Annotated in this window: 11 protein-coding genes; all 11 read left to right on the forward strand. The window is 63.5% G+C overall.

Annotation, left to right across the window (positions count from 1 at the left end; genetic code table 11):
* The 11 genes from treZ (at position 1) to QU606_RS20645 (ending at position 16,417) form a co-directional block, all read left to right on the forward strand.
* On the forward strand, positions 1 to 1,746 hold the full coding sequence (gene treZ / locus QU606_RS20595) for a malto-oligosyltrehalose trehalohydrolase (RefSeq protein ID WP_024075741.1): 1,746 nt from the start codon (positions 1 to 3) through the stop codon (positions 1,744 to 1,746).
* A complete protein-coding gene (gene malQ, locus QU606_RS20600; protein ID WP_069076281.1) occupies positions 1,743 to 3,827 on the forward strand; it encodes a 4-alpha-glucanotransferase in 2,085 nt (694 codons plus the stop codon). The genes treZ and malQ overlap by 4 nt, the downstream gene beginning before the upstream one ends.
* Positions 3,824 to 6,592: a malto-oligosyltrehalose synthase gene (locus QU606_RS20605; protein WP_304997445.1), complete on the forward strand. Its 2,769-nt coding sequence runs from the start codon at positions 3,824 to 3,826 to the stop codon at positions 6,590 to 6,592. Before malQ ends, QU606_RS20605 begins: the two co-directional genes overlap by 4 nt.
* 24 nt (positions 6,593 to 6,616) lie before the next feature.
* The gene (locus tag QU606_RS20610; protein ID WP_024075744.1) at positions 6,617 to 6,886 is read left to right on the forward strand and encodes a DUF2934 domain-containing protein; all 270 of its coding nucleotides are present in this window, start codon (positions 6,617 to 6,619) and stop codon (positions 6,884 to 6,886) included.
* A 129-nt stretch (positions 6,887 to 7,015) separates the two neighbouring features.
* The gene (glgX, locus tag QU606_RS20615) at positions 7,016 to 9,175 is read left to right on the forward strand and encodes a glycogen debranching protein GlgX (protein WP_024075745.1); all 2,160 of its coding nucleotides are present in this window, start codon (positions 7,016 to 7,018) and stop codon (positions 9,173 to 9,175) included.
* Between the two features lies 1 nt (position 9,176).
* The gene (locus QU606_RS20620) at positions 9,177 to 10,175 is read left to right on the forward strand and encodes an acyl-CoA dehydrogenase family protein (RefSeq protein ID WP_024075746.1); all 999 of its coding nucleotides are present in this window, start codon (positions 9,177 to 9,179) and stop codon (positions 10,173 to 10,175) included.
* On the forward strand, positions 10,172 to 10,930 hold the full coding sequence (locus QU606_RS20625; RefSeq protein WP_024075747.1) for a PIG-L deacetylase family protein: 759 nt from the start codon (positions 10,172 to 10,174) through the stop codon (positions 10,928 to 10,930). Before QU606_RS20620 ends, QU606_RS20625 begins: the two co-directional genes overlap by 4 nt.
* A complete protein-coding gene (locus tag QU606_RS20630; protein ID WP_069076278.1) occupies positions 10,927 to 11,526 on the forward strand; it encodes an SAM-dependent methyltransferase in 600 nt (199 codons plus the stop codon). The genes QU606_RS20625 and QU606_RS20630 overlap by 4 nt, the downstream gene beginning before the upstream one ends.
* A 173-nt stretch (positions 11,527 to 11,699) precedes the next feature.
* Positions 11,700 to 12,461, forward strand: coding sequence for a PIG-L deacetylase family protein (locus tag QU606_RS20635; protein WP_024075749.1), 762 nt, complete (start codon positions 11,700 to 11,702; stop codon positions 12,459 to 12,461).
* 248 nt (positions 12,462 to 12,709) lie between these two features.
* Positions 12,710 to 15,283: an autotransporter outer membrane beta-barrel domain-containing protein gene (locus tag QU606_RS20640; RefSeq protein ID WP_102623491.1), complete on the forward strand. Its 2,574-nt coding sequence runs from the start codon at positions 12,710 to 12,712 to the stop codon at positions 15,281 to 15,283.
* A gap of 405 nt (positions 15,284 to 15,688) precedes the next feature.
* Entirely contained in the window at positions 15,689 to 16,417 is a 729-nt protein-coding gene (locus QU606_RS20645; RefSeq protein WP_069076276.1) for a CPBP family intramembrane glutamic endopeptidase, read from the forward strand.
* The last annotated feature ends 121 nt before the right edge of the window (positions 16,418 to 16,538 follow it).

Here is a 16,538-nt window from a genome sequence, read left to right on the forward strand (position 1 = left end):
ATGCCGTTACGGACTTTGGAAACCTGGCCCCACGGCGCAATCATGTTGGACGCGCAACACACGCGTTTTGCCTTGTGGGCGCCAGACGCGTTTTATGTCAGCGTTGAATTGGAAGACGGCCGGTCCCTCGCCATGTTGCCTCAGGCAGAGGGCTGGTTCGAGATAGAGATCCAGTGCCCGGCGGGCACGCGCTACCGCTACAACATCGATGGCGAAATGGATGTTCCCGACCCTGCGTCCAGGGCGCAAGCCTCGGACGTGCACGGTTGGAGCCTGGTGGTCGACCCGCTCGCCTACCCATGGCGACACAGCCAGTGGCAAGGCCGCCCCTGGCATGAAGCGGTGATCTACGAACTGCACGTCGGCGCGATGGGTGGGTACGCCGGTGTCGAGAAACACCTGCCACGCCTGGCCGAGCTGGGCGTCACCGCAATCGAATTGATGCCTCTGGCGCAATTTCCCGGCGAGCGCAATTGGGGCTATGACGGGGTGCTGCCGTATGCACCGCACGCCGCCTACGGCTCCCCCGAACAGCTCAAGCACCTGATCGACAGCGCCCATGAACATGGCCTGGCGGTGATCCTCGACGTGGTTTACAACCACTTCGGCCCTGACGGCAATTACCTGGGCCAGTACGCCAAGGGCTTCTTCCAGCAGGATGTGCACACACCTTGGGGCGCGGGTATCGATTTCAATCGCCGCGAAGTGCGGGATTTTTTCCTCGATAACGCGCTGATGTGGCTGCTCGAATACCGCTTCGACGGCCTGCGCCTGGACGCGGTACACGCCATCGACAACCCCGGTTTCCTGCAGGAGCTGGCCCACCGCGTGCGCCAACAGGTGGACACCGGCCGGCATGTGTGGCTGGTGCTGGAAAACGAGCTCAACCAGGCCCACCTGTTGAAGCACGATTTCGACGCGCAATGGAATGATGACTTTCATAATGTGTTGCATGTGTTGCTGACCGGCGAAACCGACGCCTATTACAGCGACTTTGCCCAGGAGCCCACTGCCAAACTGGCGCGTTGTCTGAGCGAAGGCTTTATCTACCAAGGCCACACCACCCGCCACGGCCATGAGCGCGGCGAACCCAGTGGCGACTTGCCACCCACGGCCTTCGTGGCGTTCTTGCAGAACCATGACCAGATCGGCAATCGCGCCTTGGGCGAACGCCTGCATCAACTGTGCTCGCCGCAGGCGTTGCAGGCCGCCACGACCTTGTTGCTGATGTCACCGATGATCCCGCTGATGTTCATGGGCGATGAAGTCAACGCGAGCGAGCCGTTCCTGTTTTTCACCGACCACCATGGCGAACTGGCCGAAGCGGTGCGTGAGGGCCGGCGCAATGAATTCGCCGATTTCGCCGCGTTCAAGGACCCCGAACGGCGCGAACACATCCCAGATCCCAACGCGCTGCCCACCTTTGTGCAATCGGCGCCGAACCTGGTGGAAAACGAACACGCCCACTTCTACCGCCAGCTGCTGAGCCTGCGCCACCGGCATATCGTGCCGCACCTGCCGGGCAGCGTGGCCTTGGGCGCGCACGTGCTGGCAGACGGCGCCGTCAGCGCGCGCTGGCGCCTGGGCAATGGCAGCCTGTTACAGATCGATCTGAACCTGAGCCGTGCGCCCCTCGATTGCCCCGCGCCGCCGCAGCTTCTGTTCCAAACGCCCGCCCATGAAGGCCCGCACCTGGCGCCCTTCAGCGCGCGCGTCACCTTATCCCCTGTTGGAGAGCACCTTTGAGTGAAGCGAACCTGGAAATACTCGCCAGCCGAGCGGGGTTGGCCGTCGATTGGATCGACGCCAACGGCCGCCCGCAACGCGTGACAGCCGACGCCTTGCGCGCGGTATTAAAAGGCCTGGGTCACCCGGCCGACAACGATGCCCAGGTCGATGCCAGCCTGCTTGAATTGGAGCAGGTGCAACAAGACAAACACTTGCCACCCCTGATGACCGTCGACAGCGGCGATGGCTTGGACCTCGGGCATTTCTTTGCGCCCGACACCCCCTGCCGCGTCCACCTGGAAGACGGCGAAACCCTGCAACTGCGCCTGGACAGCCACGCCGTGTTGCCCGGAGTGATCGCCCTCGGCTATCACCAGGTGCATATCGACGACCAGACCTTCACCCTCGCGGTGGCCCCCACTCACTGCTACAGCGTCGCCGAAGCAGTCGACACCGCCACCGCCCGCGCCTGGGGCCTGAGTGCCCAATTGTATTCTTTGCGCCGCCTCGGCGACGGTGGCTTTGGCGACACCCTGGCCCTGGAACACCTGGCCCGTTCGGCCGCCGAACGCGGCGCCGATGCCTTGGCCATCAGCCCGATGCATGCGATGTTCAGTGCCGACCCCGAGCGCTATAGCCCGTACTCGCCCTCGAGCCGGTTATTTCTCAACAGCCTGTATGCTTCGCCTGGCTGCGTCCTCGGCGAACGTGAAGTCCGTAACGCCATTGAGGCCTGCGGCCTGGCGGAGGAACTGCACGCCCTGGAACAACACACCCTGATCGATTGGCCGGCCGCCGCCAAGGCCAAGCAGCGCCTGTTGCGTGCCTTGTATGAAGACTTCCGCCACGGCCACCACCCGCAACACGCCGACTTCCTGAGCTTCCGCCAGGCTGGCGGTGAAGCCCTGGAAAACCATTGCCGCTTCGAAGCGGTGCAGGCCGTACGCGCGGCCGCGGGCGAATCACTCGACTGGCGCCACTGGCCGCAGGAATGGCGTTCGCCACAGAGCCCGGCACTGGTGCATTTCGCTGAAGAGCACGCGGCCGATATCGGCTTTTATGCGTTCAGCCAATGGCTGATCGCCCGTTGCCTGGAGCGCGCGCAACAGGCGGCACGTGGCAGCGGCATGGGTGTCGGGTTGATCGCCGACCTGGCCGTAGGCGCCGACGGCGGTGGCAGCCAGGCCTGGAGTCGCCAGGATGAGTTGCTCGCCGACCTTACCGTGGGTGCGCCGCCCGACATTCTCAACCGCGCCGGGCAAGGCTGGGGGATTTCCGCATTTTCCCCCGAAGGCCTCAAGCGCAACGGCTTCCGGGCCTTTATCGAAATGCTGCGGGCCAACTTTGCGCATGCCGGCGGCTTGCGCATCGACCATGTGATGGGCCTGCAACGCCTGTGGGTGATTCCCATGGACGCCTCGCCTCGCGAAGGCGCCTACCTGTATTACCCGGTGGACGACCTGCTGCGCTTGCTCGCCCTGGAATCCCACCGCCACCAGGCCATCGTGCTCGGTGAGGACCTCGGCACCGTGCCCGACGGCCTGCGTGAAAAACTCATTGGCCGTTCGATCCTGGGCATGCGCGTGCTGTTGTTCGAACAAGGCCACGATGGCCAGTTCAAGCCGATCCTCGACTGGCCGGACAACGCGCTGGCCACCACCAGCACCCACGACTTGCCGACCCTCAATGGCTGGTGGCACAGCCGCGATATCGACTGGAACGTCCAACTGGGCCTGATCGACGCCCCCACTGTGGAGCAATGGCGCGAGCACCGCCTGCGTGAGCGCCAGGCGTTGCGCCAGGCCCTGAGCCAGGACCCGCAGAATTTCATCGATGAAATCCGCAATGAGACCGACCACATGATCGACGCCAGTGTGCGCTACCTGGGGCATACCCGCGCGCCGCTGGTGTTGCTGCCGCTGGAAGATGCGCTGGGCCTTGAAGAACAAGCCAACCTGCCCGGCACCACCGATACCCACCCGAATTGGCGCCGTCGCTTGCCCGGCGAAGCCTCCAGCCTGCTCGACAATGCCGGCGCCGCCCGCCGCCTCGAACTGCTGGCCGTCGCGCGCAACCAAGCCTATGAGCGTGACCGATGAACGCACTGCCCCTGCGCGCAACCCAGCGCCTGCAATTCCATAAAGGTTTCACCCTGGACGACGCGGTGCCACTGGTGCCGTATTTTGCCCAATTGGGTATCAGCCACCTGTACGCCTCGCCGCTGCTCGCCGCCCGCGCCGGCTCGATGCATGGCTATGACGTGGTCGACCCCACCCGCGTCAACCCAGAACTGGGTGGCGAAGCGGCATTGCGCCGGCTGGTCGCCGCACTGCGTGAACATAAGATGGGGCTGATCCTCGACATCGTCTCCAACCACATGGCCGTCGGTGGCGCCGACAACCCGTGGTGGCTCGACCTGCTGGAATGGGGCCGCCTGAGCCCCTACAGCGAGTTCTTCGACATCCAGTGGCACTCCCCCGACCCGCTGCTCAAGGGCCAATTGCTCATGCCGTTTCTGGGCAGCGACTACGGCGAAGCCCTGCAAACCGGCACCCTGACCCTGCATTTTGACGCCGCCCATGGCACGTTCTACGTCGAACACTACGAGCATCGCTTTCCGGTCTGCCCACGGGATTACGCGGCGATCCTCGGCGCTGATGAACTGCTCAAACCCCTCGCCGACCGCTTCAGCGCCCTCGCCTATCAGGACGACGCCTACGCCGAAGCCGCCTGGCTCAAGCAGGCACTGGTCGAGCGTGCTACCCACGGCGCCGTACGCGAGGCCATCGAACACCGCCTGGGCGAATTCGATGGGCGCCAACCCGACGGTTTCCAGCGCCTGCATCACCTGCTCGAACAACAAGCCTACCGCCTGGCCAGCTGGCGCACCGCGGCCGACGATATCAACTGGCGGCGTTTCTTCGACGTCAACGAACTGGGCGGCCTGCGCGTGGAACGCAGCGCGGTGTTCGAAGCCACCCACGGCAAGATCTTCGAGCTGATCAGCGAGGGCCTGGTGGACGGCCTGCGCATCGACCATATCGACGGCCTGGCCGATCCGCGCGGGTATTGCCGCAAATTGCGCCGGCGTGTCGACTCACTGTCGCCACAGCGCCATCTGCCGATCTTCGTGGAAAAAATCCTCGGCGAAGGCGAAACCCTGCGCGAAGACTGGCAGGTGGACGGCACCACCGGCTACGAATTCATGAACCAACTGTCGCTGCTGCAACACGACCCGCAGGGCTTCGAACCGCTGGCCGAGCTGTGGACCCGACACAGCGAACGGCCCTCAGCCTTTATCGAAGAGGCTCGGCTGGCGCGTCAGCAGATTCTCAATGGCTCCCTGGGCGGCGACTTTGAAAGCGTGGCCCAGGCCCTGTTGCAAGTGGCCCGTGACGATGTGATGACCCGCGACCTGACCCTGGGCGCCATTCGCCGCGCCTTGCAGGAGCTGATCGTGCACTTCCCGGTGTACCGCACCTATATCAGCGCCCGAGGCCGCAGCGAGCGCGACGACGTCTTTTTCCAGCAGGCCCTGGCCGGTGCGCGCAGCACCTTGAGCGAGGGCGACTGGCCGGTGCTCGATCACCTGGAAAAATGGCTGGGCGGGCAACCCTGGCGCGACCGCCCCGTCGGTCGCGAGCGCAAGATACTCAAGCACGCCTGCGTGCGCTTCCAGCAACTGACCTCGCCGGCGGCCGCCAAGGCCGTGGAAGACACCGCGTTCTATCGCTCGGCGGTATTGTTGTCGCGCAACGATGTGGGCTTCAGTACCGAGCAGTTCAGCGCCCCCGTGACAGACTTCCACCGCGTCAACCAACAGCGCCTGCAGACGTTCCCCGACAACCTGCTGGCCACTGCCACCCACGACCACAAGCGCGGTGAAGACAGCCGCGCACGCCTCGCGGTACTGAGCGAATGCGCACCGTGGTATGCCGGACAGGTGGAGCACTGGCGCACCCTCGCGACGCCGTTGCGCAATGACACCAGTAGCCCGTCGGCCGGTGATGAGCTGATCCTCTATCAAGTGTTGCTCGGCAGTTGGCCTTTGGACCTGCATCTGGACGACCGTGAAGCGCTCCAGGCCTATCAACAGCGCCTGTGGCAGTGGCAACAGAAAGCCTTGCGCGAAGCCAAGCTGCAAAGCAGTTGGAGCGCCCCCAACGACACCTACGAACAAGGGGTAGAAGCGTTCCTTTCGCGCCTGCTGCTCAGCGACGACGGCCTGCCCCTGCGCACCGCCATCGCCAGTGCCGCCCAGGCCATCGCACCTGCCGGCGCGGTCAATGGGCTGGCGCAATCCTTGCTTCGCCTTACCGTGCCTGGGGTACCGGACCTTTACCAGGGTGATGAGTTCTGGGACTTCAGCCTGGTGGACCCGGACAACCGTCGCCCGGTGGATTTCAACGCGCGGCAACGTGCGCTGAATGCACCACTCGACCTCGGCGAGTTGCTGTTCAACTGGCGTGACGGGCGGGTCAAACAGGCGGTGATCGCCCAGGCGCTGGCCTTGCGCAAGGCCCACCCCGAGGTGTTTCAACAGGGCCGCTACACGCCCCTGGATGTGGTGGGCCAACACGCCGAACACGTGGTTGCATTTTGCCGCGAGCACCAGGGCAAACGCGTGCTGGTGGTGGTGCCACGCTGGCCCCATCGCCTGCTTGAAAAGGGTGTGCACCCCCAGATCAATGCGCGGGTTTGGGGCGATACACGGGTGAAATTACCGTTCGCCGCGCCAACCGAAAACTGGAAGGGACTTTTTCATACAGTCGCAGTCACACCAGACAAGGAGCTGTTGATCAGCACTGCGCTGGGGGATTTCCCGGTCAATGTCTTTATCAATCCTGATGATCAAGAAAGCTGAAAATTTTCTGTGAGGAGCATTGTGATGAGTACTGAAGACAAACGCATTCGCGAATTGGCGCATCAAATCTGGGAGTCCGAGGGCAAGCCCCACGGTCAAGATGCACGCCACTGGGAGATGGCGCGCAAGCTGGCAGAGGCCGAAGCGCTGACGCCGAGCAAACCCAAGCCGGCCGCCAAGCCCAAGACCGCGCCCAAGCCAGCGGCGAAAGCCAAGCCTGCGGCAGCGGCCCCAAGCAAACCGGCACCCCCAGCGGCAAAAAAGCCGGCGGCGCCAAAAAAGCCCAAGCCTTAAGCCTCGTGACCTCATGAGCCACCTGCCGATACGGTCGGCAGGTGGTCATTTCACTTTCCCGATTGTCAGCTGAACCATGTCAGCACGGCCGCGTTTGGCCCGAAAAAAGACCCTTGCAGGAGCAACACAATGAGCAAAGCCGATAACCACCAAGCGGCCCCGGCCCACGAGCCATCGCGGATCCGCGAAGGTTTGCCCTTCCCCCTGGGCGCGACCTGGGACGGCCTGGGTGTCAACTTTGCCCTGTTCTCGGCCAACGCCACCAAAGTCGAGCTGTGCCTGTTCGACGATACCGGCGAAGTCGAAATCGAACGCATCGAACTGCCTGAATACACCGACGAAATCTTCCACGGCTATCTGCCCGACGCCCACCCCGGGCTGATTTACGGCTACCGCGTGTACGGTGCGTATGACCCGGCCAACGGCCATCGTTTCAACCACCACAAATTGCTGATCGACCCCTATGCCAAACAGCTGGTGGGCGAACTCAAATGGTCCGAGGCGCTGTTCGGCTACACCATCGGCCACCCGGACGACGACCTCAGTTTCGACGAACGCGACAGCGCCCCCTTCGTGCCCAAATGCAAAGTCATCGACCCGGCGCACACCTGGGGCAACGACCAGCCTGTGCGTGTGCCCTGGGACCGTACGATCATTTATGAAACCCACCTGCGTGGCATCAGCATGCGCCACCCATCGGTGGGCGAGTCGGTGCGCGGTACCTGCGCCGGCCTGATGGAAGATGACGTGCTCAAGCATATCCGTCAGTTGGGCATTTCCTCGGTCGAGCTGCTGCCCGTGCACGCCTTTGTCAACGACCAGCACTTGCTGGAAAAAGGCATGACCAACTACTGGGGCTACAACAGCATCGCGTTCTTCGCCCCCGACCCACGCTACTTGGCCAGCGGCAAGATCGCCGAGTTCAAGGAGATGGTCGCGCACCTGCACGAAGCCAAGCTGGAAGTGATCCTCGACGTGGTCTACAACCACACCGCCGAAGGCAATGAGCGCGGCCCGACCCTGTCCATGCGCGGCATCGACAACGCCTCTTACTATCGCCTGATGCCCGACGACAAGCGCTTCTATATCAACGACTCCGGCACGGGCAACACCCTCGACCTGAGCCACCCGTGCGTCCTGCAGATGGTGACCGACTCGCTGCGTTATTGGGCCAACGAAATGCACGTCGACGGTTTCCGCTTCGACCTGGCGACCATCCTCGGCCGCTACCGTGACGGCTTCGACGAGCGCCACAGTTTCCTCGTCGCCTGTCGCCAGGACCCGGTCCTGCGCCAGTTGAAACTTATCGCCGAACCCTGGGACTGCGGCCCCGGCGGCTACCAGGTGGGTAACTTCCCGCCAGGCTGGGTGGAATGGAACGACCGTTTCCGCGACACCGTGCGTGCCTTCTGGAAAGGTGACGACGGCCAGCTTGCAGATTTTGCCGGGCGCATGACCGCCTCCGGCGAGATGTTCAACCATCGCGGCCGTCGCCCGTACAGCTCGGTGAACTTCATCACCGCCCATGACGGTTTCACCTTGCACGACCTGGTCTCCTACAACGACAAGCACAACGAAGACAACGACGAAAACAACCAGGACGGCACCAGCAACAACCTGTCTTGGAACCACGGCGTCGAAGGCCCCACCGACGACCCTGAAATCAACGCACTGCGCCTGCGCCAGATGCGCAACTTCTTCGCCACGCTGCTGCTGGCCCAAGGCACGCCGATGCTGGTGGCCGGGGACGAGTTCGCCCGCACCCAGCACGGCAATAACAACGCCTATTGCCAGGACAGCGAAATCGGCTGGGTCAACTGGGACCTGGACGACGACGGCAAGGCGCTGCTCAAGTTCGTCAAACGCCTGATCAAGCTGCGAATGGCTTATCCGATCCTGCGTCGGGGTCGCTTCCTGGTGGGCGACTACAACGAAGATATCGGCGTGAAGGACGTCACCTGGCTGTCACCGGATGGCAACGAGATGACGACCGAGCAATGGGAAGACAGCCATGGTCGCTGCCTGGGCATGTTGATGGATGGTCGCGCCCAGGAAACCGGGATTCGCCGCGCGGGCGCCGATGCCACCTTGTTGCTGGTGGTCAATGCCCATCACGACATGGTCAATTTCCGCCTGCCGCCGGTGCCGCAAGGTGAGTTCTGGACCTGCATGCTGGATACCAACCAGCCAGCGGTACGCGGCCAGGAGCGCTTTGAGTTCGAACATGAATACGCGGTCACCGGCCGTTCGCTGTTGCTGTTTGAATTGCAGCGTGACGACGAGGTGTGACATGGCCTTGCATGGATTCCTTCAAGGCTACCCAGGCTATGCGGACACGCAGGCCCTCGGCGCCGCCCTGAAGGCGCTTCAGGCAGAAGGCCTGGATCAGTTGCCGTTGCCCGGCAGCGGCCAGACCCTGGAGCGCCTCAGCGGCCTGGCGCAGGTAGCCGGGCATGACTTGCGCCTGTGCAAGTTGTTCGAAGGCCATACCGATGCCCTGGCGATTATCGCCGAACTGCGCAGCCCCTTGCCGCCCTTGGGCAGTACATGGGGCATGTGGGCAGCCGAACCGCCGACGGCCAAGGTCCGCGTGCGCCGCGATGGCTCGCGCTTGATCCTTGAGGGGCGTAAAGCCTGGTGCTCCGGCGCGGCGGTGGTCAGCCATGGGCTGCTCACCGCTTGGGACGAACAGGATCGCCAGCAGTTGGTCGCGGTGCAGATGCATCAGCCAGGCATCACCGTGACCGATGAGGGCTGGAACGCCGTGGGGATGGCGGCCACGGGCAGTGTCGAGATCCTTTTCGACAATGCCCTGGGCATCGCCGTCGGCGCACCGGGCGACTACCTGGCGCGCCCGGGTTTTTGGCACGGTGGCATCGGTATTGCCGCGTGCTGGTATGGCGCCGCACAGCGCCTGGCCGAAGTGCTGCGCGCGCAGTGCAGCAAACGCCCAGAGCCCCATGCCCTGGCCCACCTGGGTGCGGTCGACAGCGCGTTGAACAGCGCAGCCTGCGTACTGCGGGCCAGCGCCGCACAGATCGACCGGCAACCGCAGGCCGACGCCCGACAACTGGCCCAGCAAGTGCGCGCCGCCCTCGAGGATACGGTTGAGCAGGTGATGCGCCACGTCGGTCGCGCGACCGGTGCCGGGCCCTATTGCAAGGACCCGCACTTCGCCCAGCTGATGGCGGACTTACCGGTGTTTGTGCGTCAAAGTCATGCCGAACGCGACCTGGCCGCCCTCGGCGAGCAGGTGGCGGGCGGCGCCCCAGGGAGGTGGCAGTTATGAAACCCAATCCCATTGTGGGCCAAGGCACCCCGCTGCATCAGTGGCAGGCCTCGCCCCATATGGCGCAGTTGCCCCTGATCAGCGTTGAGCAACTGGTGCCCGAGGGCCATCGCGCCGTGATCATTGCGCCGCACCCGGACGATGAGGTGCTCGGCTGCGGTGGCCTGCTGCAGGGCCTGGCCGCGCTGGGCCGGCCGATCCAACTGATCTCAGTCACCGATGGCCGTGCCAGTCACCCTGGCTCGCGACGCTGGCCGGCGGAACGGCTGAGCGTGGTGCGCCCGCAGGAATCGGCCCAGGCCCTGCACCGCCTTGGCGTGCCGCTGCACCGCTTGAAATGGCTGCGCGCGGGCTTTGACGACAGCCGGGTCGCCGCACAGGAAGCCGCGCTCGCCGCGTTCATCCAGCGCTATCTCAAGCCCAACGATGTGGTGTTCACCACCTGGCGCGAGGACGGCCATTGCGACCATGAAGCGGTCGGCCGCGCCAGCGCCAAGGCCGCCTTGGCCGTGGGGGCGAGCCTGTTCGAACTGCCCGTGTGGACCTGGCACTGGGCAACCCCCGAAGACAGCCAGGTGCCCTGGCACCGTGCGCGCAAACTGCCCCTGGCGCCCGAGGTGGTGGCGCGCAAGCGCCATGCTATCCATGCGTTTGCCAGCCAACTGGAGGGCGACCCACATATCGGCCTGCCACCGGTGTTGGCGCCCTATGTGGTGGAACGTTTGCTGCAACCCTTTGAAGTGGTGTTTGTATGAGCGTGGCTACGCCGTATTTCGATCAGTTATTTGCCGACAACGATGACCCATGGGCCTTCCGACAGCGCTGGTATGAACGGCGCAAACGCGCGCTGACCCTGGCCGTGTTGACCCGCCCACGTTACGCCTCGATCTTTGAACCCGGCTGCGCCAATGGCGAATTGAGTGCCGAACTGGCGCCGCGTTGCGATCGCCTGGTGTGCTGCGATACCGCCAGCGCCGCCGTGGCACTGGCCAAGACCCGCCTGATGGGCTTTGCCCACGCCCACGTCGAGCAAAGCCGCCTGCCGGAGCAATGGCCCGGCGGCCGCTTCGAGCTGATTGTGCTGAGCGAACTGTGCTATTACCTCGATGCCGACGACCTGGGCCGCCTGATCGAGCGCGCCCTCGCCAGCCTTACCGACGACGGCCAGTTGCTCGCCTGCCACTGGCGCCCGCGAATCGAGGGTTGCCCGCAGACCGCCGAACAGGTACATGCCCTGCTCCATGAACGCCTGGCGATGCGCTCTGTGGTTCAACACCACGAAGAGGATTTCCTGCTCGACCTGTGGAGCCGTGAAGGCCATTCGGTGGCGACCCTGGAGGGGCTGCGTTAAAAAACGGGGTGACTCGATGTGAAAACCTTCGATCCTTGACTATGCTGAGGAAGCCTTGCCGGCACTCCAGGGTTGGAGTGCCGAGCAATCGTCGCGGCGGAGCCTGCGGCGAATAACGAGAGTCGTACCGACAACGGGCACGACCCGCACCAACCGACAAGGATGTGACACCCATGAAGCCCGCTTCCCTGAGCGAAATCCGTCGCGGTCCCGCGCAAATCTGGAACAGCGCGCCCCAGCTGGCGCAGATCCCCGCGATTCAACTCAACTCATTGGTGCCGGCCGGCGCGCGCGTGGTGATTGTCGCGCCCCACCCTGGCGATGAAGTGCTGGGCTGCGGCGGTTTGCTGCAACGCCTGAGCACCCTCGGACACCCCCTGCAATTGATCTCCATCACCGACGGCAGCGCCAGCCATCCGGGTTCCCATGTGTGGCCCGCCAGCCGCTTGAGCGTGGTGCGGCCCCAGGAAAGCGTCGAAGCGTTACGACGCCTGGGCATGCCGCTGCACAGCCTGAAGTGGATTCGGGGCGGGTTCCGCGACACTGGCCTGGCCGCTCACGAACAAGCGATGAGCCAATTTATTGCGCGCTACCTGCAACCCGGTGATGTGCTGTTTACCACCTGGCGCAACGATGGCAATGACGACCACGATGCCGTCGGCCGCGCCAGCGCCAAGGCGTGCAGCCTGGTCGGCGCGTGCCTGTATGAGCTGCCGATCTGGGCGTGGCACTGGCCGGCGCGGGAAAGCGCGATGATCCCCTGGCAGCGCGCACGCAAGGTGCGCCTCGACACCTGGAGCGTCGCGCGTAAATTGCACGCCGTCCATGCCTTCGCCAGCCAGTTGGTCGGTGACCCGGCCATTGGCCTGGCGCCAATCCTGGCCCAGGTGCTGCTGGAGCGTATACGCGATCCTTATGAGATCGTGTTGATCTAGCCTTCCACTCGTCCATACCTGTTATTTCTGACAGTAGCGGCCTACGCAATGTGCGTCTAAGGTGCAAAAAGCCCTGCACTGGTTGAGGTGCAGTCGAGAAAGCCATGCCAACCCTTTGCATTGGCCGGTGTTTTCAGATGCAGGTAAGCCGCAGTCCCTGATCCGTATCGCGTTCGTTGTTGCCATGGTTCGGACCGCACCTGGATACCAGGTGCGTGAACAACATGCCTCTGCTGCGAGGACGAATCATGCGCACACCCACTCCTGCTTGGCTGTACGCGGGCATCCTGTCATTGATGGTTCTGACGACCTGGCCGCTTCTCTCCCAGGCGGCGTGTACGATCAACATCACCTCCGGCGACGACACCTCCACCTGCGACAGCGGCACCGCGCCGGGCTTCACCGACAACGCGGGCAACAACACCCTCGACATCCGTGACAGCGGAAGGATCACCGGCAACGTCACCTTCGGTGCGGGTAACGATCTCGTGGATGTGAATGGGGCGACGGCAGGAATCGACGGCGCACTGAATCAGGGCGACGGGAGCAATATCTTTCGGCTTAACCTGGGAACTGTCGGTTCCGTAACCCAGGGCTCAGGCACGGATGTCATACAGATCAGCGGTGGCAAGGCCGGTGCGATCAGCCAGGGGGGCGGGATCGACAGCTACGCCCAAAGCGGTGGGACCGTTGATTCCGTGTCCCAGGGTGACGGTCATGACCGGTTTACCATGAGTGGCGGCACCATTATCGGGATCTTCGATGACGGCGACGACGCGCTGATGACCGACGGGCTGATCGGGTCGGTCAACATGCGGCTGGACAATAACGTGTTTGATATGCACGGCGGCAGGATCGTCAACAACCTGACGACGGGCTTTGGCCTGGACCGCATTTACGTCCGTGGCGGTTCCATCGGTGGCACGATCAGCCTGGGCGACGGCGATGATTTGATCGAGGTTTCAGGTGGCGAGGTGGGTGCAAATGCCGGTTCGGAGATTCGCATGGGTAACGGCGATGACACCCTGCTCTGGACCCGCGCCGGAATCATCCACAGTCCAATACGGATGTCCGCCGGTGACGACAAAGTGGTACTGACGGCCCTTACGGAAACAACGCTGTCCCCTACCCCGCAGATCGACGGTGGGCCAGGTAACGACACACTCAATTTCGTTGCAACGCAATCAGCCACTCCGTCGCGTTACGTCCAATGGGAGAACGTTAATCTCACCAACGCCTCGCAGTTGAACCTGGGTGCTGGCGAACTGGTGCTCGGTGACCTGCTGACCCTGACCGGGACCCTGAATATCGATCCTACCAGCACGCTGTCAGCCACCGCTGGGGCCATATCGCCTTCCGCCGCCGGCCAACTGGTGAACCTGAACAACAGCGGCCTGATCGACATGACCACCGGCAGCACCAGTGCCACCGACACCCTGACAGTCCACGGCAACTACAACAGCACCGGCGGCCGGCTTGCGCTGCAAAGTCAGTTGGGCAGTGATGGCTCGGCCGCTGACAAGCTGGTGATCAGCCAGGGAGCGATCCTGGGCTCCACCGCCATCAGCGTCAGCAACCTCGGCGGAGCCGGCGCCGAGACCTTGCAGGACGGTATCCAGGTGGTTCAGGCGCTCAACGGTGCAACCGGTACCACCAGCAGTTTCTCCCTGGCCGCCCCGGTATCGGCGGGAGCCTATGAATACTTCCTGTTCAAGGGCGGCGTCACGGCGGGCACGGCGGAAAACTATTACCTGCGCTCCACGATACCGGTGACCCCGCTACCGCAGCCCGAAGGCCCGGTGACGCCTTTGCCTAATCCGGTGGAAGACACCCCGGACCTGCCGACCAACCCAGGTATCACCCCCATCCCGATCTACCGCCCGGAAGTGCCGATTTATGCAGCACTCTTCCCCGCTACGCAGCAAGTCGTCCAGGCCATGCTGTCGACCTTCCACGAACGCATGGGCGACCAGCGCCCGCAGCAGGTCGATGCGTCGACGGCCGGTTGGGGCCGGGTCTATGGCAACAGCGGCCGCCAGAGTTTCGCCGGTGCCGTGAGCCCGACGCTGAACAGCTCGGTGACGGGCTTCCAGGTGGGCAGCGATGTGTATACCCACACCCATGACAACGGCCAGGTGCAGCACGCCGGGTTCTTCGTCGGCCACAGCAGGCTCAAAGGCGATATCAAGGGCTTCAACCTCGGCTGGCAGGACAAGGACGCTGGCAACACCACCTTGCGCGGGGACAGCCTGGGGGTTTACTGGACGTTGATCGGCGCCAACCAGGCCTACCTCGACCTGGTCCTGATGGGCACCCGTTTCGACGGCAACAACGAGTCGGACCGTGGCGTGAAGATGAAGACCCGCGGCCACAACGTCACGGCCTCGGCCGAAGTGGGCTGGCCGTTCCCGTTGACGCGCAACTGGGTGTTGGAACCCCAGGCCCAAGCGATCGTCGGCACAACCCACCTGGACAGCCAGAATGACGGAATTTCCGACGTGTCCTACAACGCCGACACCAGCCTCACCACGCGCCTGGGTGTACGCCTGCGCGGCGACTACCAGGTCCGTGGAATGCCCTTGCTGCCCTATGCACGGGCCAATATCTGGCATACCTCCGCCGGGCAGAACACCGTCACCTTCAACGGGGTGACCGATATCGACACCGAGCAGAAGTCCACCACCCTGGGCCTCAGTGTCGGCGCCACGCTACAAGTGACCAAGGACTTCAGCGTGTACGGCGAATTGGGCTACAACAGCAACCTGGACAGCAACGCCTTTGACGGTCGCCAAGGCGCCGCCGGCATGAGAATGAAATTCTGACCTCGCCTGTGTATCGCAGTGTGTACGGCAGCCACTGCGATACATAGGGTTTAACCCGGCGTCGGTGCTGAAACAGTCCGGATACAGCAGCACGATCAACTGTGAGCCATACGCACACCAAGCCGTAGGAGGCTCACCATGCACACGCCGCAGACTCGTCGCTGCAAGCACCCGAGGCGTTTGCCCAGGCGGTGGTGGATGCAGACCATCTGTGACGTGAGCGCGAAGACTGCGACACCGCCTTCACGCGGCCGGTGCCCTGGCGATGGGGGCCGAACACTGTCCGGCCCCCATCGCCCCCAGGATCATCTGCGCCGTTTTGATCACTGCCATTTCGACTTTGTATGCTCCTACAGTCGAATGATGGCATTATGCCTCACTCTTTATCGTACGCATGGAGCGACCGTGACCCACGTTTTCACCCCTTCCGACACCCACCTCGCCGCTGGCGTCCCCGCGAATTTTCCGTTCTTCAAGCGCCTCGGGATGTTCGTGCTGGCGGCATTCATTTTCATCTTCGGCACGATTCCCGGATTGTTGCTGGCGCCCCCCGCCACCCAGGCTTACGGGGCATTCATCACCACCCTCGGTCCTGTCGCGCTGCTGCTATGTGCATTGTTCGCCTGGCAACATCGGGCCGATCTGGGCGCTACGTTTCGCGGCAACGACTTGCGCAGACCGCTGCGTGTCGGCGCCATCAGCGTTTTCGCCGTCTATATGCTTTGTGGCCTGTTGGTTGCGGTGCTGGGGCTGCCACGGGAAGCGTTCATGGCTGAGCTGTTTGCCGGCCTGACCACCTGGCAAACGCTGATCAAGCTGGCTTCGTTGATGATCCTGGCGCCTATCACCGAAGAACTGATGATGCGCCACTACGCACTGCGTCTGTTTCCCTATGAACGCAGCCACCTGTGGAAATGGGTTTCGGTTCTTGCCACCTCCGCCCTGTTCACCAGCCTGCATACTCAATACGGCAACTGGCCAACCCTGGCGCTGATATTCGCCGTTGGGTGCATCCTTGCCCTTGCACGCATCGCCAGCGGTGGCCTGCGGGTACCGATCCTGCTGCATATGTTCGCCGAAGTGATCGCCTGCAGCCTGGATTGGACCTGGGCATCAGCAGGGCTCTACGGCTGATCAGAACAGGCCTGATGCCTGGGTGATACCCCGCTCGTAAATCCAGTTGAGCGCGCCGTCAGACCGCCCGGATAGGCGGCCTGCGACGGGCTCATGGGCAAAAGCCGCGCCCCTGCCATGT

This window comes from Pseudomonas sp. OVF7 (assembly GCF_030644265.1).
GTDB classification, from domain to species: Bacteria; Pseudomonadota; Gammaproteobacteria; order Pseudomonadales; family Pseudomonadaceae; genus Aquipseudomonas; species Aquipseudomonas gorinensis.

Bases quoted from the DNA above. Each gene is read 5' to 3' on its own strand.
- glgX (WP_024075745.1), top strand. From the start codon at position 7,016: ATGAGCAAAGCCGATAACCACCAAGCGGCCCCGGCCCACGAGCCATCG.
- QU606_RS20625 (WP_024075747.1), top strand. From the start codon at position 10,172: ATGAAACCCAATCCCATTGTGGGCCAAGGCACCCCGCTGCATCAGTGG.
- QU606_RS20620 (WP_024075746.1), top strand. From the start codon at position 9,177: ATGGCCTTGCATGGATTCCTTCAAGGCTACCCAGGCTATGCGGACACG.
- QU606_RS20630 (WP_069076278.1), top strand. From the start codon at position 10,927: ATGAGCGTGGCTACGCCGTATTTCGATCAGTTATTTGCCGACAACGAT.
- QU606_RS20635 (WP_024075749.1), top strand. From the start codon at position 11,700: ATGAAGCCCGCTTCCCTGAGCGAAATCCGTCGCGGTCCCGCGCAAATC.
- QU606_RS20605 (WP_304997445.1), top strand. From the start codon at position 3,824: ATGAACGCACTGCCCCTGCGCGCAACCCAGCGCCTGCAATTCCATAAA.
- QU606_RS20640 (WP_102623491.1), top strand. From the start codon at position 12,710: ATGCGCACACCCACTCCTGCTTGGCTGTACGCGGGCATCCTGTCATTG.
- treZ (WP_024075741.1), top strand. From the start codon at position 1: ATGCCGTTACGGACTTTGGAAACCTGGCCCCACGGCGCAATCATGTTG.
- QU606_RS20610 (WP_024075744.1), top strand. From the start codon at position 6,617: ATGAGTACTGAAGACAAACGCATTCGCGAATTGGCGCATCAAATCTGG.